Here is a 22,725-nt window from a genome sequence, read left to right as displayed (position 1 = left end):
TTATTTTTGACTATTGGCCTTGATGAGATCAGCTAAGCTGACATTCGGATTACGATATCGTGCATTCCTGTTTGCCTCTTCGGGTTCAGGAGGCGTGGGAATGATTGAAATTGCTTTCTTCGGGCAGTTGTGAACACATGCCAGACAATTTTCGCATTCCCCATTGGCAACCGAATGACCATCAATCACTTTCCAGGAGCCATGTGGACAAACCGAAGTACAAACTCCACATCCGATGCAGTCATCCGTGGCAAAGACAATCTTCTCCGATCTTGTCACAGTCGGGCGCTGGCGGTCGCGTCCCGACATGCGGTAATATCCGTCACATATCATCCTGTCCTGCTCTGTAACCTCCTGAATATAGTTTTCGCGATTGTTGATAGAAGCAAGAACTGTGGCAACTCTTTCGGGAATACGCTGAAGCTTGGGGTCGGCCAATTCCCTTTCCATGTCGAAATACGGCAGGTAAGTATCGACCATCTGGATGGTGGAGATATAATTCATCTGAAAACCGTGCTTCTTGGCAAGGTCATCAACGAACTCTGGGAATATCGTGCTATGGGCTCCATAAGTGCCCACTGTAAAGAAATAATCGGCCTTGAAAGATGAACGAGCAATGAAATCCTGGACAATGGCAGGAGGAATGAAACAGTAGACGGGACACACGAATCCTATTTCTTCTGCCTCATAATCAGGATGCTCGTTGTGAATTTCCTGTGAGATGCTCAGCAAGGTCGCTTCATCTCCGCCCAACTGCCTGGCTATATAAAGGCTATTGCCGGTTGCAGAGAAATAGAAGATCAGACGTTTGGTCATCTTCTCATTTTCCTTTGGGGACTCTCCGAACGACGGAAGCGTCGGAACGCAGGCTGCAAGCATTCCAAGGCCCATTACCTTGAGTGCTTTTCTTCGACTGATAGGTTTGTTGACGTTCATAGGAAAACTTTTTTATGGTTCTTGATATAGATGCCATGTGTAGGGTTCTGTACCCGCTGACCATTCACCGAGTAATAGGTTCCATCTTCCGACCCATTGCTCTTCACCTCCTTGATGGCAGCGGAATTATCCAGCGACAAAACTACGCCGATATTACTTTCCCCTGCTTTCAGGAAAGTGCGCAATTCGCTCTCCGAAAGGCCGTCAATCTTGCCCAAGCGGGTGTAGCTCCACGAGTTGGTGCCATAGAAGAGACAGAGGTTACTGCCGTTGTAGAGGATGACATCGCCCGGCTGGGCTGTCGTTTGCTGATCGTTCTCAGGCAGAGAGAAGCCCAATGGGCCCCAAATCTCAAAGCCGCCGCTGCTGTTGAGCGTTATACTGACAGGTGCCTGCTGCAACTTTTCAAACAAAGCATGCGTGGCTGCATTTTCTACGAGAGTCACGCTCTGCGTTTTTCCATCGATGGTGATATACATTTTGTTCGTAGTAGTTTGTCCTTCTGTAAAATTCAATGTCTTGAGCCATTCCTCGATAAGCGAGGCCGTGTTTCTACGGTTCGAGTTGTTGATCCACAATGCATCGCCCATCCATGAAGCCTCTGGCACAAGTCGCTTGGCATCGCTGACCACGCCGCTGATACCACTGCTGGCGCTCGACACAATCATGCTGAAACTCTTGTCTGCCATCTGCGATCCAGCGCCAAACAGGTAGGTCTGCATGATAGCTGCCATCTGGCTCCACCACAGTGGTGTAACAACGATGATGTTCTGATAGTCGCTGAGCGATACCGTGACAGGATCGATGGCCGGATAACTGCTGGCATCGTTGGGATTGGCTTTGATGGCATTCAAGAGAGCCGTACCGATTGCATAGCCATTTTCCTCGTATTTCTGACTTTTGTCAACGGGAGTAATTTCAACTACATCGGCCTCTATCTGATTCGTGAGTTCAGTCACGATGCTGCGACAGTTGTCAGTATAACTATAGTATGCGACAAGTGTCTTGCCATGATTGGCCGATGTCGTCTCAGCCTTCATCTCAATGTCCGAAGAACAGCAGGTGAACAGCAATGCTGTTAAAAACAAAAATATCTGTTTCATATTCTAAAGACTATCTTTCAAAACTTGTACAACCTCGTCACGATTCAGAATGTAGTAGCCACCTTGGCAAATCGGGCATGCATCGGCCATTCCCTCAATCTGTTCGGGTTTGGCACCGCAGTCGGTGATGTTCATCGCCAGTCCCAGTTCGCGCATCCACTGTTCCATCGTCTCAAGACCTTCCATTGCAATCTGCTTGTCGGTCTTGGCCTCAGCAGAAACGCCCCATACATTCATAGCCAGACGCTTGAACTTCTGTACAGCATCGGGTGACTTGCTGATGAGCAGACGGTAGTAAGCACCACTGACAGCAGCGAGTGTGTGACCATGAGTGGCATCGGTAAAGGCAGCCACAGCCTGACCAAGCATGTGAACCATCCAGTCGGTAGCCTTACCTCGGTCGATGAGCGTATTGAGTGCCCAGGTTGCTGTCCACATGATGTTAGAACGAGCCTCGTAGTCCTCAGGATTAACGTTAGCCTTGCGTGAGCTGACGATGAGTGAGCGCATCAGACCTTCTGCGATATAGTCGCTGGTGTTGTCGTCGGTGCCAGAGAGATACTGCTCCAAGATGTGGCTCATGATGTCGTAGATACCAGCCACCATCTGATACTTGGGAACGGTAAAGGTGAAACGGGGATTGAGGATGGCGAAGTCAGGGTTGCGGAAGTTATAGAACAACTTGCGGTTCTCCGAGTGGCTGGAGATGACCGAACAACTGTCCATCTCGGAACCTGTGCCAGCCATTGTGAGCACACAGCCCACGGGAATCCAGCGGCAGGTCATAGGCTGCCAGTTCTTGAAGTAATACTCCCAGGGATCACCGTCGTAGCAAGCGCTTCCGGCTACGGCCTTACAGTAGTCAATGGTAGAACCACCGCCCACACCGAGGATGAAATCGACATTCTCCTTGCGAGCCATATGGGCACCCTCCAGAACCTTTTCTATTGTCGGGTTCGGCATCACACCAGCTATCTCTACCACTTCGCAGCCAGCCTTCTTTAGCTCTGCCATCACCTGGTCGTAGATGCCGTTGTGCTTAATGCTACCACCGCCATAGCAGAGCATCACCTTCTTGCCATATTTTTTCAGTTCTTCACTCAGTTTGCTCAAAGAATCCTCACCGAAGTGCAACTTTGTGGGGTTGTGGAATGTGAAATTGCCTAACATAATTTTATAGTTTTAAAGTTTTTTGTAATCGAATCTTATTTCGACTGCAAAATTACGCACATTATTTTATATAGGTATTACACAAATTGGCTGATTATATACCAATTTCGCAGAAAGTGCTAAAAAACCATTAAATTTCTACCATTATTAGACTATTTTGCGTATATTTGCCACCGATATGAGGAATATTTTGAAGTTAGACAGCCCCAACGACTATGCTCGTTTTGTGGATGCACCGGTGTTGCACCCATTAATCAGCATTATCCATTACGACGAACTGGCACCCTTCCGTCATAGCCTGAACAACTATGGCGTGTATGGACTGTTTATCCAGCGACAGTTCCCCAATACGCTCTCTTACGGTATGAAGACGCTGCAGGTAAGCGATGCCTCCATCATAGCTGTAGAACCAGGACAGATAGGCGGATTGGAGGACAATGGTGAGCGCATTTCCTTGTGTGGTTGGGTTCTGCTATGGTCGCCCGAGCTGTTGCATGGCAGCGTGTTGGAACGCCAGATAGACCGCTATCAGTTCTTCTCCTATTTCTTTGATGGTTCGTTGCGCATGGAGCCCGATGAGTGGCTCTGCATCACGCAGCTGGTGGCACAGATGCGACAAGAGTTGCAGACACATGAGGATTCCCCTTCACTCCGAAGTGTGCTGCAGGCTTACCTGCACCTGATACTGGAATACTGCAATCGTATCTATCTGCGTCAGCTGTCGGAAGAGAATAGGGGAGAGACCGACCTGTTGAAGCGCTTCCAGAACTTGCTGCAAACCTATTTCCGTGAGAACCGCCAACTGTCACAAGGCTTGCCTACCGTAGCCTGGTGTGCCTCCCAACTGGCCTATTCTCCCCGTTACTTTGGTGACATCGTCCACAAGGTCACAGGCGGCACAGCTATCGGATATATACATAATTATATTATTAATCGGGCTAAGAGTCTTCTGATGCAAGGGCATAACATTAGCGAGACCTCACGCCTGTTGGGGTTCGATTTTCCCCATCATTTCACCCGTTTGTTCAAGCGTATTACAGGTCTTACACCCAGCGAGTTTGTGAGAAAGTAAATCAATTATCAGAAAAAGAATATAGATATATGGCAAAACGAGAGTATATACAGGCCAACAAGGATTGGTTGGAGGCGAAAGCCAAAGAGAATGGTGTGAAGTGGATCCACGCTTATTTTTGAAATAGAATTATTAGGTATATCATGAATGAGTTCAGAGAAATGAGGCGCAAGCGTCAGATGCTTGCCGAAGAGGAGAGCATCGCTATTTTGCAGAAAGCCACATCAGGTACGATGGCATTACTTGGCGATAATGATTATCCGTATGCTGTTCCCATCAGCTATGTGTATCAAGAGGGCCGACTTTATTTCCATAGCGCTATGGAGGGGCATAAAGTCGATGCCATCCGTAAATGCTCTAAGGCATCTTTCTGTGTCATTGATCAAGATGACGTAAAGCCTGAGAAATATACCACATTCTTTCGTAGCGTGATTGCATTCGGTAGAGTCCATATTGTGGAAAACGATTCCGAAAGATTTGAGATAGCCCGTTTGTTGGGCAATCGCTACAATCCTAATCATGACGAAGACCTTCAGAAAGAGATTGAAAGCGGATTATCCCATATGTTGGTCATCCGCTTCGATATCGAACATCTGACGGGTAAGGAAGCTATCGAACTGATGAAATCAAGGCATAACAGAAACAGCACTTGATGACTGGTATATCTTTGTGTATATATTGTAATAAAAAATGATGGCTAGACTAACAAAAAAGCTTTAGGCGAAATAACTAGGTGAATTAATTCATTTTGTCTATTGAATTAATTCGATTTGTCTATTGAGTTAATTCATGAAGTTAATCGAGTTAACTCATGGTTTTGGGGGAGTTTTTTCTATATCAATATTGAGTTCAGTACGTTTGTCAAGAAATGTGTATTGAATAGAGTGCCTGTAGCCTGTCGCTTACAATAATACTGTCCTGTTGTAGTTTCATTCTTGCTGCAATGTCGATGTTAGGCCTCGCTTTTCAGTAAGCTAAATTGTAATTTACTTGATTGAATACCCAGCGGCTTGTAGCAAGCCGATAGCGCGTTCAAAGTTCTCTGATTTATCAATGATTTTGAGTGTCATATTGTTAAATTCCGATTTATCGTTCTTCTGTGAATTTGTAAACTGTCCATGTGGGTAGAATGACCAATAGTAATAAGGCTATCCTTAAATTTCATTTTACAACTTCGGCGTTAATCTGATTCTGATAAATACTTTGACCGAATAGCCTTTGGGAGTTTCGATACAATGAGTTGATAGGATTCTCTTATCAACCCCTCTACTAATGCTTTGTCCATTTCTTCGTAATAAATGTCGCTCCAGTGTGTCTTGTTCCAATGATAGGCAGGTGTTACAGCAGAGAATTGTTCTCTAAGTTCGATATTCCTGTCTGGAGATAACTTCAAGGCGATTCTTGATTCTCCGTCCTTCATATCATATCTGCCACCACCTAACCATAGGCAGACAAATATCTTTCCTTCCAAGCGAAAGTTTAGGATGTCTTCACCAAACGCTTGGTCTTCGGTCACTCCTGGAAGTGATAATGTGTACTCTCTAACCTCTTCAATATTCATACCCAATCAAAGTTGACTTCTTCGGCACCAATCTCAAAGTGATATTTGGCAATGCCTAAATCAATCTTACTATAACCAATTATCGAAAATCCCTTCTTGGCTCTTATTTGATGTCGATCATTCTTTACTCCGATGTACTCAAACCAATATAAGGATGGTAGTCAGCATCCATAGCATGATTTGTTTCATATAATTAGGTCTTTATGGGTGCAAAGCTACTAATTTTTTGGGAAAATAAGCATCAATGGCCAAGACTTTTTGTTCTTTCGACGATGTTTGTGGTTAAATATCGCAAAAAGGTTCATAATAAAGCTATTTTTGTCTTATATTTGACAATTGACGATGGATATTTTGTCTTTATCCTTGCAAAGTTTCTTTAATAGTAGAGTAGGCTCCTTTATTGAAATCTTCATTTATGCCTTTTCCGACGAAAGCGAGTCACATTTACTTTTCAATACAAAAGTTACTCAACTGATAGATTTATACTCGCCGGGAGTCATGCCGGTGAGGCGACGGAAGTATTTTGAGAAGAATGAGGGATTGGCAAAATGCATCTCATCGGCAATCTGCGCAGCCGGCTTGTCCGTGTGGCGCAGTTCTATTTTGATGCGTGTGATGAGGGCACGGTCTATCCAGTCTTTGGCGGTGGTGCCGCTGGTTTGTCGGATGACGGTGCTCAGGTAGCGCTCAGTTAGGCACATGCGGTCGGCATAGTAGCCTATTTGGTGATGCTCGGCACAATGCTGGGTGACCAGTTGGAGGAAGCGGTCGAAGATGGACTGCTCGCGTGAACGACTGCTGGCCAGCTGGTCAGTCTGCCGATGGAACAGCTGGTCGTAGTGATGCATCTGGGCAGCTACGAGGGCTGTGACGGTGGGACGATGATAGTCGCTGGTAGCATGAACTATTTGCCAGATGGCGTCAATAATATGTATAGCTGTAGTGATATCTGCTTCACCGGCAGGTATCTGGAAGTCGCGCACCTGCCCGTTGAAGGCCGACGGCATCTGTCCCTGTGCAAAGGGCATGGGGAAGTTAGAAAAAAGTCCCATTCCGAAGATGCGGAGGTCAGGCGACAGACGCTTGGGATGGATGATGGTTCCAGGACCGATATAGACGAGTGTGCCGCTCGTAAGGTGGCGGTCTTGCAGGTTGATGGTAATTTCAGCCTCGCCGCTCATGATGATGCCCAAACGGTGATCATTGATGGTAAAAGGTGGCTTTTGGCGCATCAGCAGACTGAACACCGTGCTGTCGCCGCGAACCATTGCCAGTTCGCTATTCATGAATATATGCTCGCGCATTTGCGAGAGGTGTGGTGTGAGAATGTCGCGCATTCGTGTGGCATCCATCAGTTGCGGTTGTCTGTTCATAATACGTCCTTTTTTGTTGGCAAAGATAATCATTTTCCGCGAAACAATGCTCTGTTTATGTATAAATCGAACAAAAAGAACATTTCCCCATTCTTACAGATAACACCACGATGAAAAAAACATCGTACTTTTGCATCCGGAATTCAATGACAAAAGATGATATGAAGAAATTGTTTTTAGCTTTGACGATGTTGCCCATGCTGGTACAGGGGCAGACGCTGGAAGAGTGTCAGCAGGCAGCAGAAAAGAATTATCCGTTGATACAGCAGTATGGACTTGTCGAAAAGACCACCCAGCTGACGGTAGCCAATATCCAGAAGGGATGGCTACCGCAAGTGTCGGCAACCGCACAAGCCACGTATCAGAGTGATGTGACGGCTTGGCCTGACGAGATGAAGACGATGATGGGCGGTATGGGCATTGACATGAAGGGACTGACGAAGGACCAGTATCGCGTGGGTATCGATGTGCAGCAGACCATCTATGACGGAGGCGTCATCAGCAGTCAGAAACGCATAGCCCGTGAACAGGGCAAGGTACAAACAGCGCAGAACGAAGTAAATATATATCATGTTCGCAAGCGTGTGAATGAGATGTATTTCGGATTGTTGCTGATTGATGAGCAGATTAAGCTAAACAACGATTTGCAGGCAATGTTAGCAGGCAACGAAAACAAATTGGAGTCGATGACCAAACGAGGTACAGCAGCCGAAAGCGACCTACAAAGTGTGAAAGCAGAGCGACTCAACGCAGTACAGAAAGCCACCGAACTGGCATCGCAGAAACAGATGTTGCAGCGCATGCTGAGTACATTCTGCGGCATAGAGGTGACGGAGGTGCTGAAACCGCAAATGAGGGCTGACAACGGAGGGCTCATGGCTGAAAACCGTCGTCCGGAACTGAAGGCGCTGGACGCACAGATCAGCGTGCTGAATGCTCAGGAAAAAGCACTCAACGCCGCGCTGAGGCCGAAGGTGGGTGTGTTTGCTCAGGGATTCTATGGTTATCCAGGTCTGAATATGTTTGAGGACATGATGCGCCACAAATGGAGCTTGAACGGCATCATCGGTGCACGGGTTACATGGAACATCGGTGCCCTCTATACTCGCAAGAACGACAAGGCAAAACTGCAGTTGCAGCGTGATATGACAGAAAACAACCGGGAGGTATTCCTCTTCAATAACAACCTGGAACAGATTCAGCAGCACGAGAACATTGCACGCTATCAGAAGCTGATGGCTCAAGACGGAGAGATTATATCGCTGCGACAGGCTGTGAGAAAAGCGGCAGAATCGAAGCTGGCACACGGCATCATCGATGCGAACGACCTGGTGCGCGAAATTAATCAGGAGCATGCTGCCTGTGTGCAACAGTCAGTACACGAGATTGAAATGCTGAAAGAGATATACGACAACAAATACACGACAAATAATTAAGGTTATGCAAAAGATATATGTATTGGCAGGTGTGGCGCTGATAATAACAGCCTGCGGAAGCAACGAGAAAGAATACGATGCAACGGGCACGTTCGAGGCTACCGAGACGACCGTGTTTGCCGAACAGAGTGGGGCATTGCTGTCGTTTGACGTGAACGAGGGCGACAAGATGGAGGCAGCCCGAGAGGTGGGACTTATTGACACCACGCAGACGTGGCTGAAGATTCAGCAGATGGACGCTACCAAAGCGGTGTATCAGAGTCAGAAGCCTGATATGGAACGCCAGATAGCTGCCACACGCCAGCAGTTGGTTAAGGCCCAGCAGGACGAGCAGCGCTACCGCGAACTGGTGGCCGACGGGGCTGCCCCCTCGAAGATGCTCGACGATGCCACGAACCAGGTGAAGGTGCTGCAAAAACAGTTGGATGCGCAGATATCATCGCTCAACACTCAACTTTCAACTCTCAACTCTCAACTTTCGACTGCTGAGGTTCAGAAAGCACAGTTGCAGGATATGCTCCGCAAGTGTCACATCATGACTCCCACCAAGGGAACCATTCTCGAGAAATATGTGGAGCGTGGCGAGTTTGTAAGTGTGGGCAAGCCGTTGTTCAAGATAGCTGATACCGAGTCGATGCACCTGCGTGCCTACGTCACTTCAGCCCAGCTGCAGCACATCAAGATAGGTCAGCAGGTGAAGGTGTTTGCCGACTATGGCGACAACCAGCGCAAGGAGTATGCAGGTACGATCAGCTGGATATCGTCGCGCTCGGAGTTTACCCCCAAGACCATCCTCACCGACGATGAGCGTGCCGATCTGGTGTATGCCGTCAAGGTGGCTATCAAAAATGATGGATTTGTGAAGATTGGTATGTACGGCGAGGTGAAATTCTAATTGACAATTGATAATTGACAATTATGAATGCCATTGAAGTAAAGAATATCAGTAAGTCGTACGGACGGGTGCAGGCACTTTGCGATGTGTCGTTTGCTGTCGGCAAGGGTGAGGTCTTTGGACTGATTGGCCCTGATGGTGCCGGAAAGACATCGATGTTTCGCATCCTCTGTTCGCTGTTGCTGCCCGATGCAGGCACGGCGGTGGTAGATGGCTACGACGTGGTGAAGCAGATGCGCGAGGTGCGTAGCAGGGTGGGGTATATGCCGGGCAAGTTCTCGCTCTACCAAGACCTCACCATCGAGGAGAACCTGAACTTCTTTGCCACGCTTTTCGGAACTACCGTTGCTGAAGGCTACGATAGTATCAAAGCCATCTACTCGCAGATAGAACGCTTCAAAGACCGCAAGGCGGGCGCCCTCTCGGGTGGTATGAAGCAGAAACTGGCACTCTCGTGTGCATTGGTACACCAACCCAGTGTGCTCTTCCTCGACGAGCCCACCACGGGTGTTGACCCCGTGAGCCGTAAGGAGCTGTGGGAGATGCTGCTGATGCTGAAGGAAAGTGGTATCACCATTGTGGCTTCAACGCCTTATCTCGATGAGGTACGCTGTTGTGAGCGCGTCGCTTTTCTGGACCAAGGAAAGGTGCGCGGTATTGGCACTCCCGATGATATCCTCACCCAGTTTGCCAGCATCTTTAACCCGCCAGGCATAGATAAAAGTGAAGGGCTAAAAGTGAAAAGTGAAGAGTCGGAGAATGTCATTGAAGTAGAACATCTGGTAAAAGCCTTTGGCTCATTCCATGCCGTTGACGACATCTCGTTCAGCGTTAAGCGAGGCGAGATATTCGGATTCCTGGGAGCCAACGGTGCTGGCAAGACGACGGCGATGCACATGCTGACAGGACTGAACCAACCCACCAGTGGAACGGGTAGGGTGGTAGGTTTCGACATCCGCACGGAGTATGAGCAGATTAAGCGCCACATAGGCTATATGTCGCAGCGGTTCTCGCTCTATGAAGACCTCACCGTAGCCGAGAATATCCGTCTCTTTGCAGGCATCTACGGCATGAAGGACGATGAGATTCGCCGCAAGACCGATGAACTCATGGAACGCCTGCAGTTCACGGAGCACAAGAACGACCTCGTTGGCTCGCTGCCATTGGGTTGGAAGCAGAAGCTGGCCTTCTCCGTCTCTATCTTCCACGAGCCGGGCGTGGTGTTCCTCGATGAACCCACGGGTGGTGTCGATCCCGCCACACGCCGCCAGTTCTGGGAACTCATCTACGACGCTGCCCGTCGCGGCATCACCGTCTTTGTGACTACCCACTATATGGACGAGGCAGAATATTGCGACCGCATCTCTATCATGGTGGACGGCAAAATAAGCGCACTCGGCACACCTGATGAACTGAAACAGCGTTTCCACCAACCCGATATGGACCATGTGTTTACCTATCTGGCCCGTCAGGCCACCCGTAGTGACAGTTGAGCGTTTAGAGTTTAGTGTTTAGAGAAATGAAACAGTTTATAGCATTTGTAATCAAGGAAGCCAAGCATATTCTGCGTGACAAGCGTACGATGCTCATCCTCTTTGGTATGCCCGTGGTAATGATGCTGCTCTTCGGCTTTGCCATCACCACCGATGTGAAGAATGTGCGCACGGTGTTGGTTACCTCTGAGATGTCGCCCCGTACGCAGCAGGCCGTAGAACGACTGGCACAATCGGAATACTTCATTATCACTCAGACGGTGAACACCCCACAGGAGGCCGAACGGCTCATCCGCAGTCAGAAGGCTGATATGTGCCTCACCCCCAGCCCCTCTCCAAAGGGCGAGGGGAGTAGTAACCTTCAGTGGCAAATCATGGTTGACGGTAGCGACCCCAATATGGCTCAGCAATGGACCACATACGCCCAAAGCATACTGTCTCAGCCAGTTGACGGCAAACACTATTCACTCCCCTCGCCCTTTGGAGAGGGGCTGGGGGTGAGGCTCCTTTACAATCCGCAGATGAAGTCGGCCTACAACTTCGTGCCTGCCATCATGGGTATGCTGCTGATGCTCATCTGTGCCATGATGACCTCGATATCGATTGTCCGCGAGAAAGAGAAAGGAACGATGGAGGTACTGCTCGTATCGCCTGTGCGCCCCTTGATGGTAATCATCGCTAAGGTGGTGCCCTATCTGGTGCTGGCCTTCGCCATCCTCATCACCATCCTCCTGATGGCGCGTTTCGTGCTGGGAGTGCCCCTTGCTGGTTCGCTGTTCTGGATTCTGGCTGTGAGCACCCTCTATATTCTGCTGGCGCTCTCGTTAGGACTGCTCATCTCCAACGTGGCACAGACGCAACTCGTGGCACTGTTGCTGTCGGCTATGGTGCTGCTGATGCCTGTGGTGATGCTGTCGGGCATGCTGTTTCCAGTAGAGTCGATGCCGCAAGTGCTGCAATGGCTGGCTGCTGTGGTTCCGCCACGCTACTATATCGAGGCCATGCGCAAGCTGATGATTATGGGTGTGGGCATTGGCGAAGTGGCTCGCGAGGTGGCTGTGCTGGCTGGTATGACGGTGGTGTTGCTGGCTATTGCCCTGAAGAAGTTTAACGTAAGATTGAAGTGATAATACCTCTTAATTCTTAATTATGATTAAGTATCTCATACAGAAAGAGTTCCTGCAGATACGCCGCAATGCGTTTCTTCCCAAGCTCATCATCATGTTCCCCATCGTCATCATGTGCGTCATGCCGTGGGTGATGCAGATGGAAGTGAAGAACATCGTGGTAGATGTGGTTGACATAGACCACACCGTGGAGTCGCAGCGGTTGGTACAGCAGATTGCTGCCTCTAATTATTTCATCTTCGGTGGACAGAAGGCCACCTACGCTGATGCGATGAAGGACATTGAGAAGGGTAGGGCCGATGTCATCCTCGAGATTCGCGGTGGCAAGTATCTCATTGCAGCCAATGCCGTCAACGGCACCAAAGGCTCAATGGGTAGCGCCTATCTGAGTCAGATAGTCACCTCAAACGTCACACATCACACATCAAACATCACGCCTCTCACCTTATACAACAAAGGTCAGAACTACAAACTCTACATGATTCCCGCCCTCTTTGCCATTGTGATGATGCTGATGACGGGCTTTCTGCCCACACTCAACATCGTTGGCGAGAAAGAGGCAGGCACCATCGAACAGATTAACGTTACGCCCGTTTCCAAGTGGTCGTTCATCCTCGCCAAACTTATCCCTTACTGGCTCATTGCGCTGTTTGTCATCACCGTGTGCTTGTTGTTGGCGTGGTTCGTTTATGGCATCACACCTGTTGGTCCCGTGTGGCTCATCTACGTGCTTGCTATGCTGCTGGCGCTATTCTTCTCTTCTTTCGGACTCATCGTGTCCAACTACTCCGACACCATGCAGCAGGCCATGTTCGTGATGTGGTTCTTTGTGGTGAGCATCATGTTGCTGTCGGGACTTTTCACCCCTACGCGATCCATGCCCCAGTGGGCGTATCTTACCACCTATATCAACCCCATGCACTACTTCATTGATGCCATCCGCACCGTCTTCATCCGTGGTGGTGGGCTGCACGAAACTGTCCATCAGGTCTTAGCCCTTGCTGGCATTGGTACGCTGATGGGTTGTTGGGCCGTACAGAGCTATAAAAAGAATAGTTAATCTATTTTCCCACGCAGGAAATGTAAGTTACTGAAAATCAGTTAGTTACAACGAAAAGGTAGAAATAGGATAAACCCTTTCTAAAAATTTGTTTTTGAGAGACTTACGAATGCCTCATAGTGACGGGCAGTGGTGGTTTTTGTCTGCTTTGTCCGTAGTTTTTACGGATTCTAGCCTGATGTCAGGAAATTTCAGTTTTAAACAAGTTTAACCATCCGTTTTCCCGTTTTGACTCGAATCGATCTCTTACCATCGATCTTGTCGGTTGCAAAGGTACGACTTTTATTTCAAAGAGCCGCATCTTTGCAACTGTTTTTTCGGTCAAAAGAAAAAATCGCCTCAGGTTGTGCCTCTGGGTTTAGGTTTAAGTTTAGGGAGGCTTATATACATATAAGAGGTAAACTAAACCCACCATGTGATTCAGGTACGTTTGATTGAGGTTATGAAGGCATGTATATATACATGGTTAAACCTAAACCTTAAACCTGATTTTTTTTCTTGACCGAAATCCTGTCTTACGACGTTGATTGTTAAAAGTGGACTTCAGATTCGCATATTTACCCGAAAAAGTTTGTTTGATTGGAAAATAATGCTTAATTTTGCAGCGTTAAATATTAAAAAAGTGAAGATAAATAATAAAACCAATATATAAATATCAGTTTATTGAATAATAAATACATCAATTATGGCAGACTTTTATGAATATTCTACGCCAGAACTGGTTCGATTGCTTGGTTCACGGTTCAAGGAATACAGGATGCGCTGCAACCTCACCCAGAAGGAGGTGGCAGAGCAGTCAGGCATCGGTTTGACCACCATCCACAAGTTTGAGAATGGTACGGCAAACAGTTTGTCGCTGTCCACCTTCATCTTGCTTCTCAGGGTGGTTGGTCAGGTGAATGCTTTGGACGATGTGCTGCCAGAGCTGCCTGAGTCGCCTTACCTTGTTCGCAAGGAAGAGAAGAAGGCACAGAGAATACGTCACACGAATAAGAAGTAGGCTGTTATGACAAGTTCATTGAAAGTTATCCTTTGGGGAGAAGAGATAGGCAGATTGGCATGGGATGAGCGCAGGAGGCTGGCTTATTTCATGTATAACCCTGAGTGGATCAAGCGAGGTCTGAATATTTCTCCCTTGGTTGCACCCATCGATGGAGCACGTAGTCTTACACCAGTTTGGGGTGAAGATGCCAGGATCTACCAGAAACTACCTGCATTTGTTGCCGACTCTTTGCCTGATGCCTGGGGCAATCAGCTCTTCGACCTGTGGCGACAGCAGAACCATCTGGCTAATGCCGACATCACACCTTTGGACAAACTCTCGTTCATTGGCAAACGTGGCATGGGAGCCTTGGAGTTCCAGCCAGAATACGCCCGTGAGCAAAAGGCTCAGAAGATTGACATGAAATCGTTGGCTGACTTGGCAGAACGTATCTACACAGAGAGGGAACAGGCTCGTATCATGCCTGATGAAAATATCACCATGCAGTCATTGTTGACTGTCGGCACATCTGCAGGTGGCCGTCAGCCGAAGGCCATCATTGCCATCAACCGAAAGACGGGTGAGATTCGTAGTGGTCAGATATCCGGCTTGAAGAACTATGACTACTGTCTGCTGAAGTTCGGCAATACGCAGTACAGTTCGGCTGAACTGGAGATGGCCTACTATGAACTGGCTACGATGGCAGGAATCCGTATGATGCCGTCTGAACTATATACCGTTGACGGCAATAATCATTTCATCACCAAGCGTTTTGATCGTGACGGTGAGAGGAAGATTTATACCCAAACGTTAGCTGCCATCAGTCCAGATGCTGACAGCTATGAGCAACTGATAGCCGTCTGTCGCAAGCTGCATCTACCAGAATCCGACTGCCAGGAGGTTTTCCGTAGAATGGTCTTCAATATTCTGGCCAACAACACCGATGACCACAATAAGAACTTCTCGTTCATCATGGATGAGGATGGCAGTTGGCGACTGTCACCAGCCTATGATATCACCTATATTATAGATAATGGTGGTTTCCTGCCTAACGAAGACCATTGCTTGTATATCAGGGCCAAGCTTCGTGGCATTACCCGTGAGGATGCCATCCAGTTTGCCCGCGACAATGGCATTCGCCGACCTGATGCCATCATCCGTGAAGTGGTTGCATCATTGAAACAGTTCAGGTCCATTGCTACGAAATACGGTGTGTCTGAACAATGGACGGGTAGGGTAGAGGCAACAATTATCAGCCACCTGAAGGAATGGGGTGAATGGCAGGAAGATGTGGCAATGCCAGAACAGACTATCAACGGCCATTTGGTTTCCAGTATCCGTATAGAGCAAGCCTATAAAGGCAACTTCCACTTGCTCGCTGAAATCGATGGCAAGGAACGGAAGTACGTCATCGGCAAGAACAAGGAAGAGTTCTCGCTGATTGAGAAGACAGGGGTAGCCAACCTTACTCCAGAACAGTTGCTGGCTATGGCTGAGAAATACTTTTTCTCTTGACGGAATAACGATGAGTAGCCTTGTCATAGCCATATTCTTGTTGAGCATTGGAGCCAGCTTTGTGCAGCGCACAACTGGCTTCGGCTTTGGCATCTTCATCATGACGATGCTGCCGTTCTTCCTGCCAACATACGGTGAGGCCACAACACTCTCAGGACTTCTTGCAATCACGACTTCAGCTGTCATCGTTTGGAGATTGAAGGCCTATGTCACATGGAAACGGCTTTGGCCGATACTGCAGACGTTTATTGTTGTCTCGACAATAGCCATCTTTGCCTTGACCCGCATCGAAGACCACATCTTGAAGCGGATTCTGGGTGTGGCGTTGATAGTCATCAGCGTCTATTTCGCGCTGTTCAGCCAAAAGATCAAGCTATCCACAACCAAACGAGTGCAGGTAGGAGCAGGAACGTTGAGCGGTCTGATGGGAGGCTTCTTTGGCATGCAAGGCCCGCCAGCCGTGCTCTACTTCATCCAATCAGAACCCACTAAGGAGCATTATATGGCAATGGCTCAGACCTACTTCCTGATTGGCAATATAATGATGACCTTCGTTCGTGCCTACAACGGTTTCTTCACCACGACCGTCCTGACTGATTATTGTTTTGGACTTGGTGGAGTCATCATCGGCACACCCCTTGGAGCTTATGTCTTTAAGTGCATTCCCAACCGAATCTTTCGTTATATTGTCTATGCTTATATCGCAGTGAGCGGCGTGATTATTCTAATGACAAATTGAAATGGCAATACAGGTAACATACAGGAGAACCAGGAGGCTGTCAATGCGCATCGTGAAGAATGGCGATGTGCATGTATCAGCACTCATTGGTATGCCAAAGAAAGAGGTAGAACGGTTCATTGAGGAACACCGCGACTGGATAACGGAGGCACGGAAGAAAACTTACGAAAGCCAAAAGCGTAGGGCAAACTTCTATAATAAGCTGCCGCTAAAGACAAGAGAACAGGCTGATGATGCCCAACGGCGACTTAAAGCCCTGATAGAGCCGATGGTGGAACGCCATTCAAAGGAGATGGGTGTGAAACCTTCGGTTGTATATTACAAGGCGATGATTTCACGTTGGGGTGTCTGCAAAGTTAATGATAAGTCCATCTGCTTCTCGGCCTATCTGCTGCTGTTGCCGGAATGGTGTGTCGAGCATGTGGTGGTTCATGAACTGTGCCATCTGTTGGAACCCAGTCACAATGCCCGTTTCCATGCGCTGATGGACAAATACTTCCCTCGTTGGAAGGAAGCCCGTAAGGCGACACGTCAAATCTGTAAAATGGAAGAGGATGAAGATGATTGAAAGAAAAACGTCCGTGCCATTCTTTCGTGACACGGACGTTTTTGCTGTTACAATCCTTTTACCCAAGTCTCTAATTCCTTTTTGCTTGTCCTGTTCAGGAGTTTGCCTTCCTTCCAGTTTACATCTGGGTAGGCAGCTTTCAGGTCTTCGCAGGCCTTCTTGATGCTGCTGCCGCCATAGGTGGCGAAGGGAATGACGGTCGGCATCCGTGTAGGGTCTCCTTGGGTTCTATTTCACTTTCCGCCCGTAATCGGCCAGACGCACTTGGTAGGTCGCAAGAGCGGAGGTTAGTCGGTTTTGGGATTGCAATAGTTGGTTTTCGGCATCGAGGAGGTCGTTGATAGTCGTGGTGCCGTTACGGTAGTAGGACTGGTTCTGGCGCAGGTTCTCCTGGGCAGAGATGACGTTGCGGCGGGCGACATCGATTTGCCGGTAGGACTCCACGAGGGAGTTCCATGCATGCTCAATGTCTAAGCGCAAGTTCTGACGAGTGTCTTGCAGTGCGAGTTCAGCCTGCTGGCGGTTATAACGTGCCTTGCGGATGGCATGACTGCCTCCCCACCATGCGGAGATGGGGACGCTGAGGGTGGCGTAGAGAATGCCGTGTGTCTCATTCTTCTCCATCAGGTTAGCATAGATACCATTCACACCGACACCAAGCGTAGGCAGCAGTTTTCCACGTTCCATACGTAATTGAAGTCGGCTTGCATCGACGGCGCGTTCTTGCAGCAGATACTCACTGCGCTGGGTGGCAGCATCGTCGGCAGGAATGAAAGCTGTGACGGGGTCTGCAGGCTGTGCAAAGGTGGTGTCGACGATGGAGAATCTTTGCCAGTCGATACCCATCATGTTGGCCAGCGACATCTGGCAGAGGCGCAGGGCGTTGTCGATGGAGAGTCGGTTGGATTCCAGTTCTTGACGGCGCAGCTGCAAGCGCAGCGTGTCGGCCGGCAGGCGTACCCCGGCACGGACATAGCTGTTTGTCATACGCAGGAGTTCAGCCAGCAGACGGTCGCTACTGTCGAGCGTAGTGAGGTTGGCTTGCAAGCTGAAAATCTGCCAGTAAGTTTCGGTAACGCGCTGTAGGACTTCGTTCTCTGTGAGATGGTATTTCAACGCCGACACCTCTTGCTGTACCTTCGCCAAACGGTTGGCATTGACAATCTGCCCACCGGCGAACAGGGGTTGCGTGGCACTCAGGGTAGCCATCCTTCCGTTTTTCAACATTGCCGTTTGCCCCATCTGAATCATATAGTCATCAGCCCAGAACGCGGCACCCATGCCCGACACTTCAGGGAAATAGGCTGTAAAGGCTTTGCGTTTGTCTTCGTCGGCTTTCGACATATCGAGACGGGCTGACTGTAGGGTACGGTTTCGCTTCAGTGCCAGTTCGCGGCATTGGTCTAATGTGTATGGCTGTGCTGCTGCTGTTATGGGGAGCAACAATAGCAGTATTGACAAGTGTTTCGATAAGTATTTCATTTTCATCCTCTTTTTTCGTTAATTTTCCAATAAATGACCGGTAACACGGTGACGACCAGCACGAGCGCACCCAGGCCGCCAAAAAGAATAGTGATGCCCACGGGCTTCCACATGGCGGAGCCCGCAGCAATCATCGGCACGACGCCTACGGCAGTCGTTACCGTTGTCAGGAAAATGGGAACCATTCGTCGCTTGCCCGCTTCGAATGCTGCTTCGCGTGCCGACAGCCCGTTTTTCATTCCTCCCTCGGCATGCTCGAAAATGAGAATCTCATTACGCATAATCAGCCCCATCAGCGTGATGAACCCGAAGATGGTTGTCAGTCCCATTGTGGTGTCGGTAATGAAAAGGCCGAACATGGCACTGGGGATGAATAGTATGACAGCGAACATGCAGACGAACGTCAGCTTGTATTTCTTGAAATTGAACAGCAGGAAGAAGAAAATGATAATCATGGCGATGAACAGTCCCGCTCCGAGCTGCGGCATGCTCTCTTTGTCGTTTTCTATCTCTCCGCCTAACTCGGTGGTTACACCTTGGGGCAAGCGCATCTCTTCCTCGACAAACCGCTGTAAGTCGGGGGCGAAGTTCTCCGCTGTCATGGTGCGTGGAAGTTCGGCCGTCACCGTCATGCAGCGCACACCGTTGCGGTGGACGATTTTCGTCTCACTCCACTTGGGTGACACTCCGGCTACCTGTTTCAACTGCACCTTCGAGGGGGATGTCATCGGCTGCAGGTGGATATGACCGAAGTCCTCGAATCCCGCATCGTCCCAACGGTCGTCCTTCAACATGACTGGAACTCCGTAATCCCCCTCCCACAGGGTTGTTACCGGACGGGCATCAATCTGTGACATCAGACCGAGCGAAAGAGACTGGCGACTGATACCCAACTGTGCTGCGGCTATCTCGTCGAGTGTAACTTCCACTATCGGTTCCGGCTGTTCGAAGTCGGTGCGCACCCACATCAAGTCGGGATTGCTGCGCATATAGTCCATAAGCTGCCCGGCAGCACTATGCAGGGAGTCCAGATTTTCCCCATAAAAGCGATACTCCAGTGCCTGAAACACCTGGGAGTCCAACTGCTTGAACTTGACAAAGGCATTAGGGAAGGCTTCCGAAAGTCGTGCCGTGTATTCGTCCACGAGTTGCTCCGTAGCCTCGTTCGAGATGGTGTTCACGATGAACTGCGCATAGTTCTTTCCACCTTGCTTAGGGGTGTAGGAGGCTTGGAAACGGGGCGATGCACAACCTTTGAACGAGGTGATGGCTCGCACCCGCTCGTCGCTGCCCAGCACAGTATAGACAGAATCGGCCACTTGTACCGTCTCAGCCAGTCCCGTTCCTTTAGGCAGGTAGATCTCCACGGCGAACTGGTCGCGCTCCGAGCAGGACATCATGCGCCGTTTGACCTCGCTGGCATAGAACACCGTGGAGAGCAGAACGGCGACGGCCATGCCCAGTGCCAGCCATGCGTGACGGAATACCCAGCCGAGCAGTCGGTCGTATATTTCCTGCACGTAGTCGGTAATGCTTTTACGTCCTTCCTTATGAGTCTTCTTCCGGATAAGAGTGACCAGCAGTATCGGAATAACGACCAAAGCCACGAACAGCGAGGTCATCAGGTTAATAGCGATGGCAATCGGAAAGTCATGCAGGAAATCTCCCTTCTGCCCAGTACAGGTAAGCAACAGCGGGAAGAAAATGGCACTGATATAAGCAGTAGCCAACAACATGGGCATAAAATAGGTCGAAATGCTCCGGCAGGCAGCGTGCCAGCGACTCATCCCTGTATTGAGGTATTCCAGATAGCCGTCGATGACAATGACTGAATCGTCCACGACCATACCGAGTACCACAATCAGAGCTGCGAGCGTAATCGTGTTGAGTGGGATGCCGGCCAGATACATGATGCCCACCGAGATGAACGTCGTCACGGGAATTGCGGTGGAAGCAACCAGTGCCGAACTCAACGGGAAAAGAAGCATCATCGTGAGGATGATGACTACCATCGAGACGAACAGGTCACGCAGGAATGAATTGACGCTGGCACTGACCACACTGGCTTGGTCGCTGATGGTGTGTATTGCCACGTCATCCGGCAGTTCGGCGGCCTTGACCTCTGCCAGCAGGCTTTCAACGTCTCGCCCATATTGCACGATGTTGTTGCCTGCCAGCATTTCCATCGAGATGATGACGCAGCGATGCCCGTTGTACTCAATGAAACCATCCGTCAGGTCGTACCCGCGTTCAACACGCGCCACGTCCTTTACTCGGACTACCCGGCCTGCGGCATCGCTGTATAGAATCTGTTCGGATATTTCATCTTCGCCCCGTAAGGCGGGCGACACATGGACAGGCATATCCTTCTGCCAACCGCTCACACTTCCGCTGACAGTGGTGATACCCTGCGCGGACAATGCGTCGGCCAGATGCTGGCTGCTGATGCCGTATGCCGACAGCTGGTCGTAATCGACGATGACGGAAATCTGCTCTTTCACGTTCCCCAAAATACGCACATTCGAGACGGAAGGCAATGTTCGCAGGCGGTCGCCAATCAGGTCACAATACTTTTCCAGCTGCCTGTAATCCCGGCTATCGCTTTCAACGGCGACAAGCAGCGCTGACGTGTCGCCGAACTCGTCATTGACCACAACGTCTGCCACACCTTTCGGCAAAGTACACTTAAATGCATTTAGCCCGTGTTTGATCTTGCTCCATACTTCATCCTTGTTATTTACATCATCGTTCAGTTCCACCATAACACTGCAAATCCCGTTCTGGCTCGTGCTGGTGGTCTTGGAACGGTTCACCTCCTTGAAAGTAAACAGGTAGCGCTCGAGCGGCCTTACAAGCTGCTCTTCCACCTCCTCGCTGGTGGCTCCCGGGTAGATGCCTACCACAACGCCCGTCCGCAGGGTAAAATCAGGAAACTCAGCTTTAGACATCCTACCCAGTCCGTAGATGCCCAGAATAAACATCAGCCCCACGACCAGAAAGGTGAGGCGGTAGTTGCGCATCATCCACGCCACCCACCGGCTGTTTTTTTCCTTGCTCATAACGCCGACACTTTACTTCCGTTACTCAATTTTTGCCAGCCAGCAGTCACCACGCTGTCGCGCTCCTTCAAGCCGTCGGTGATGACGATGCGACTACCGTAGGTCTCGCCAGTCGAGACGGGCTGCTGTCGTACCCGCCCGTTGCTGATAGTCCAGACATATAGCGACTGGCCTTGCCCGCGCTGCACGGCGGTGACAGGAACGGTTATTTGCGGGTTGCACTCATGGTTGAACCTCACAGTGCAGACCATGCCAGGCAGCAGGCGCCCCGAGGGATTGGCGAGGTGAATCTGGATGCCGTAGCTGTGGGTCATAGCATCGCTGGCAACGTGTTTCACGATGCGTCCGCCCTGGAAAGTCTCGCCGCCGAGTGCCGCTACCTTGATGGTGGATGCGACAGAGGTCGGAATGCCGTTGATTTCGTTTTCAGGCACAGAGACTTTGACCTTGACATGGGATATGTCGAGTAGTGTCACCACAGGACTGCCGGGCATGGCCGTTTCACCGGCATCGACGAACTTCTGACCGACGATGCCGCTGACGGGAGCCACCAGACGGCAGTCAGCGACATTCTTCTTAGATAGTTCGTAGGCCGACTGCGCCTGCTGCAACTTACTCTGCACCTCCACCCACTGCATCTCGGGCAACGTCTGGTCGTCGTGCAACTGCTTCATGCGCTCATAGGCATCCTTAGCCTGCCGCAGGCTGGCCTCGGCGGCCAGCAGGGCATTGCGGGCAGAGGTGTTATCCATCTCGGCTATCAACTGGCCACGACTAACACGCTGCCCCTCCTCTACATAGACACGGCTCACGGTGCCTGCCGACATGAAGCTGACAGCAGTACTTGATGCCTCCTGAACTTGTCCCACGTAGGAACTTTGGGCATAGTCCATCCCTAGACTTACTTTCTCTGTGGTCACTCGCACGGGAGCCGCCTCCCGTTTCTCTTTCTGCCCGCCGCAACCTGCCAGTGCCAGTAGCGCGAACATCATTAATACATGATTTTCCTTTTTCATACTTTTTTACTCCTGTATAACTCGAATTTTGTTTTGTAGGCGCAAAAGTAGCACAAAAGGAACATTCAATGATATTCCATACGGCGAAGGAAATGTGCTAAAAGGCGAACTTCACGGAAAAAGCACACAATTTTCGAC

Annotated in this window: 20 protein-coding genes; 11 read left to right on the top strand and 9 right to left on the bottom strand. The window is 49.7% G+C overall.

From position 1 onward, the window contains the following. From BLU97_RS07235 to BLU97_RS07225, 3 genes are read right to left on the bottom strand one after another with little or no spacing between them, the layout of a single operon-like run. Nucleotides 1-936: an EFR1 family ferrodoxin gene (locus tag BLU97_RS07235; protein WP_081352903.1), complete on the bottom strand. Its 936-nt coding sequence runs from the start codon at nucleotides 934-936 to the stop codon at nucleotides 1-3. Next, the gene (locus BLU97_RS16145; RefSeq protein WP_074760875.1) at nucleotides 933-2,039 is read right to left on the bottom strand and encodes a cyclophilin-like fold protein; all 1,107 of its coding nucleotides are present in this window, start codon (nucleotides 2,037-2,039) and stop codon (nucleotides 933-935) included. Before BLU97_RS16145 ends, BLU97_RS07235 begins: the two co-directional genes overlap by 4 nt. A 3-nt stretch (nucleotides 2,040-2,042) precedes the next feature. Then, nucleotides 2,043-3,209 (bottom strand): iron-containing alcohol dehydrogenase, encoded by a 1,167-nt coding sequence (locus BLU97_RS07225; RefSeq protein ID WP_074760874.1) that lies wholly within the window; start codon nucleotides 3,207-3,209, stop codon nucleotides 2,043-2,045. A 178-nt stretch (nucleotides 3,210-3,387) separates the two neighbouring features. Between BLU97_RS07225 and BLU97_RS07220 the strand changes: the two genes are divergently transcribed. Further along, entirely contained in the window at nucleotides 3,388-4,281 is an 894-nt protein-coding gene (locus tag BLU97_RS07220) for a helix-turn-helix transcriptional regulator (protein WP_074760873.1), read from the top strand. 143 nt (nucleotides 4,282-4,424) lie between these two features. Further along, nucleotides 4,425-4,934: a NimIJ family nitroimidazole resistance protein gene (locus BLU97_RS07215; RefSeq protein WP_074760872.1), complete on the top strand. Its 510-nt coding sequence runs from the start codon at nucleotides 4,425-4,427 to the stop codon at nucleotides 4,932-4,934. A gap of 527 nt (nucleotides 4,935-5,461) precedes the next feature. Here the strand turns inward: BLU97_RS07215 and BLU97_RS07210 are convergent. Together BLU97_RS07210 and BLU97_RS07200 are read right to left on the bottom strand one after the other, a co-directional pair. Then, on the bottom strand, nucleotides 5,462-5,842 hold the full coding sequence (locus tag BLU97_RS07210) for an MmcQ/YjbR family DNA-binding protein (RefSeq protein ID WP_074760871.1): 381 nt from the start codon (nucleotides 5,840-5,842) through the stop codon (nucleotides 5,462-5,464). Nucleotides 5,843-6,309: 467 nt separating this feature from the next. Next, nucleotides 6,310-7,215 carry a helix-turn-helix domain-containing protein gene (locus tag BLU97_RS07200; RefSeq protein WP_175456324.1) on the bottom strand — a complete coding sequence of 302 codons (906 nt, stop codon included), beginning with the start codon at nucleotides 7,213-7,215 and terminating at the stop codon, nucleotides 6,310-6,312. Between the two features lie 161 nt (nucleotides 7,216-7,376). Between BLU97_RS07200 and BLU97_RS07195 the strand changes: the two genes are divergently transcribed. The 9 genes from BLU97_RS07195 to BLU97_RS07155 all read left to right on the top strand — a co-directional run bounded on the left by BLU97_RS07195 (nucleotide 7,377) and on the right by BLU97_RS07155 (nucleotide 17,030). Next, complete coding sequence (locus tag BLU97_RS07195; protein ID WP_074760962.1) at nucleotides 7,377-8,651, top strand: TolC family protein; 1,275 nt, start codon at nucleotides 7,377-7,379, stop codon at nucleotides 8,649-8,651. A 4-nt stretch (nucleotides 8,652-8,655) separates the two neighbouring features. Next, entirely contained in the window at nucleotides 8,656-9,546 is an 891-nt protein-coding gene (locus tag BLU97_RS07190) for an HlyD family secretion protein (RefSeq protein ID WP_074760869.1), read from the top strand. A 23-nt stretch (nucleotides 9,547-9,569) separates the two neighbouring features. Then, entirely contained in the window at nucleotides 9,570-11,039 is a 1,470-nt protein-coding gene (locus BLU97_RS07185) for an ATP-binding cassette domain-containing protein (RefSeq protein WP_074760868.1), read from the top strand. Between the two features lie 26 nt (nucleotides 11,040-11,065). Then, nucleotides 11,066-12,166 carry an ABC transporter permease gene (locus BLU97_RS07180; RefSeq protein ID WP_074760867.1) on the top strand — a complete coding sequence of 367 codons (1,101 nt, stop codon included), beginning with the start codon at nucleotides 11,066-11,068 and terminating at the stop codon, nucleotides 12,164-12,166. Between the two features lie 19 nt (nucleotides 12,167-12,185). Next, nucleotides 12,186-13,226 (top strand): ABC transporter permease, encoded by a 1,041-nt coding sequence (locus tag BLU97_RS07175; protein WP_074760866.1) that lies wholly within the window; start codon nucleotides 12,186-12,188, stop codon nucleotides 13,224-13,226. Nucleotides 13,227-13,911: 685 nt separating this feature from the next. After that, nucleotides 13,912-14,226 (top strand): helix-turn-helix domain-containing protein, encoded by a 315-nt coding sequence (locus tag BLU97_RS07170; protein ID WP_074760865.1) that lies wholly within the window; start codon nucleotides 13,912-13,914, stop codon nucleotides 14,224-14,226. Nucleotides 14,227-14,232: 6 nt separating this feature from the next. Beyond that, entirely contained in the window at nucleotides 14,233-15,723 is a 1,491-nt protein-coding gene (locus tag BLU97_RS07165; protein ID WP_074760864.1) for a type II toxin-antitoxin system HipA family toxin, read from the top strand. A gap of 10 nt (nucleotides 15,724-15,733) precedes the next feature. Then, nucleotides 15,734-16,462 carry a sulfite exporter TauE/SafE family protein gene (locus BLU97_RS07160; RefSeq protein ID WP_074760863.1) on the top strand — a complete coding sequence of 243 codons (729 nt, stop codon included), beginning with the start codon at nucleotides 15,734-15,736 and terminating at the stop codon, nucleotides 16,460-16,462. 43 nt (nucleotides 16,463-16,505) lie between these two features. Then, a complete protein-coding gene (locus tag BLU97_RS07155; RefSeq protein WP_175456323.1) occupies nucleotides 16,506-17,030 on the top strand; it encodes a M48 family metallopeptidase in 525 nt (174 codons plus the stop codon). Nucleotides 17,031-17,077: 47 nt separating this feature from the next. On the opposite strand, the gene BLU97_RS07150 is transcribed toward BLU97_RS07155, so the two are convergent. From BLU97_RS07150 to BLU97_RS07135, 4 genes are read right to left on the bottom strand one after another with little or no spacing between them, the layout of a single operon-like run. Beyond that, nucleotides 17,078-17,236 (bottom strand): flavodoxin, encoded by a 159-nt coding sequence (locus tag BLU97_RS07150; RefSeq protein ID WP_081352902.1) that lies wholly within the window; start codon nucleotides 17,234-17,236, stop codon nucleotides 17,078-17,080. Nucleotides 17,237-17,258: 22 nt separating this feature from the next. After that, a complete protein-coding gene (locus BLU97_RS07145) occupies nucleotides 17,259-18,512 on the bottom strand; it encodes a TolC family protein (protein WP_074760961.1) in 1,254 nt (417 codons plus the stop codon). A gap of 2 nt (nucleotides 18,513-18,514) precedes the next feature. Continuing rightward, complete coding sequence (locus tag BLU97_RS07140) at nucleotides 18,515-21,571, bottom strand: efflux RND transporter permease subunit (RefSeq protein ID WP_074760861.1); 3,057 nt, start codon at nucleotides 21,569-21,571, stop codon at nucleotides 18,515-18,517. Then, nucleotides 21,568-22,587, bottom strand: a complete 1,020-nt coding sequence (locus BLU97_RS07135) for an efflux RND transporter periplasmic adaptor subunit (RefSeq protein ID WP_074760860.1) — start codon at nucleotides 22,585-22,587, stop codon at nucleotides 21,568-21,570. The genes BLU97_RS07140 and BLU97_RS07135 overlap by 4 nt, the downstream gene beginning before the upstream one ends. Nucleotides 22,588-22,725: the final 138 nt, after the last annotated feature.

Source organism: Xylanibacter ruminicola (assembly GCF_900107775.1).
GTDB classification, from domain to species: Bacteria; Bacteroidota; Bacteroidia; order Bacteroidales; family Bacteroidaceae; genus Prevotella; species Prevotella ruminicola_C.
The sequence above is the reverse complement of the archived record's forward strand: the minus strand, read 5'-3'. Positions and strand labels throughout refer to the sequence as shown.

Bases quoted from the DNA above. Each gene is read 5' to 3' on its own strand.
- BLU97_RS07235 (WP_081352903.1), bottom strand. From the start codon at position 936: ATGAACGTCAACAAACCTATCAGTCGAAGAAAAGCACTCAAGGTAATG.
- BLU97_RS16145 (WP_074760875.1), bottom strand. From the start codon at position 2,039: ATGAAACAGATATTTTTGTTTTTAACAGCATTGCTGTTCACCTGCTGT.
- BLU97_RS07225 (WP_074760874.1), bottom strand. From the start codon at position 3,209: ATGTTAGGCAATTTCACATTCCACAACCCCACAAAGTTGCACTTCGGT.
- BLU97_RS07220 (WP_074760873.1), top strand. From the start codon at position 3,388: ATGAGGAATATTTTGAAGTTAGACAGCCCCAACGACTATGCTCGTTTT.
- BLU97_RS07215 (WP_074760872.1), top strand. From the start codon at position 4,425: ATGAATGAGTTCAGAGAAATGAGGCGCAAGCGTCAGATGCTTGCCGAA.
- BLU97_RS07210 (WP_074760871.1), bottom strand. From the start codon at position 5,842: ATGAATATTGAAGAGGTTAGAGAGTACACATTATCACTTCCAGGAGTG.
- BLU97_RS07200 (WP_175456324.1), bottom strand. From the start codon at position 7,215: ATGAACAGACAACCGCAACTGATGGATGCCACACGAATGCGCGACATT.
- BLU97_RS07195 (WP_074760962.1), top strand. From the start codon at position 7,377: ATGAAGAAATTGTTTTTAGCTTTGACGATGTTGCCCATGCTGGTACAG.
- BLU97_RS07190 (WP_074760869.1), top strand. From the start codon at position 8,656: ATGCAAAAGATATATGTATTGGCAGGTGTGGCGCTGATAATAACAGCC.
- BLU97_RS07185 (WP_074760868.1), top strand. From the start codon at position 9,570: ATGAATGCCATTGAAGTAAAGAATATCAGTAAGTCGTACGGACGGGTG.
- BLU97_RS07180 (WP_074760867.1), top strand. From the start codon at position 11,066: ATGAAACAGTTTATAGCATTTGTAATCAAGGAAGCCAAGCATATTCTG.
- BLU97_RS07170 (WP_074760865.1), top strand. From the start codon at position 13,912: ATGGCAGACTTTTATGAATATTCTACGCCAGAACTGGTTCGATTGCTT.
- BLU97_RS07165 (WP_074760864.1), top strand. From the start codon at position 14,233: ATGACAAGTTCATTGAAAGTTATCCTTTGGGGAGAAGAGATAGGCAGA.
- BLU97_RS07160 (WP_074760863.1), top strand. From the start codon at position 15,734: ATGAGTAGCCTTGTCATAGCCATATTCTTGTTGAGCATTGGAGCCAGC.
- BLU97_RS07155 (WP_175456323.1), top strand. From the start codon at position 16,506: ATGCGCATCGTGAAGAATGGCGATGTGCATGTATCAGCACTCATTGGT.
- BLU97_RS07150 (WP_081352902.1), bottom strand. From the start codon at position 17,236: ATGCCGACCGTCATTCCCTTCGCCACCTATGGCGGCAGCAGCATCAAG.
- BLU97_RS07145 (WP_074760961.1), bottom strand. From the start codon at position 18,512: ATGAAATACTTATCGAAACACTTGTCAATACTGCTATTGTTGCTCCCC.
- BLU97_RS07140 (WP_074760861.1), bottom strand. From the start codon at position 21,571: ATGAGCAAGGAAAAAAACAGCCGGTGGGTGGCGTGGATGATGCGCAAC.
- BLU97_RS07135 (WP_074760860.1), bottom strand. From the start codon at position 22,587: ATGAAAAAGGAAAATCATGTATTAATGATGTTCGCGCTACTGGCACTG.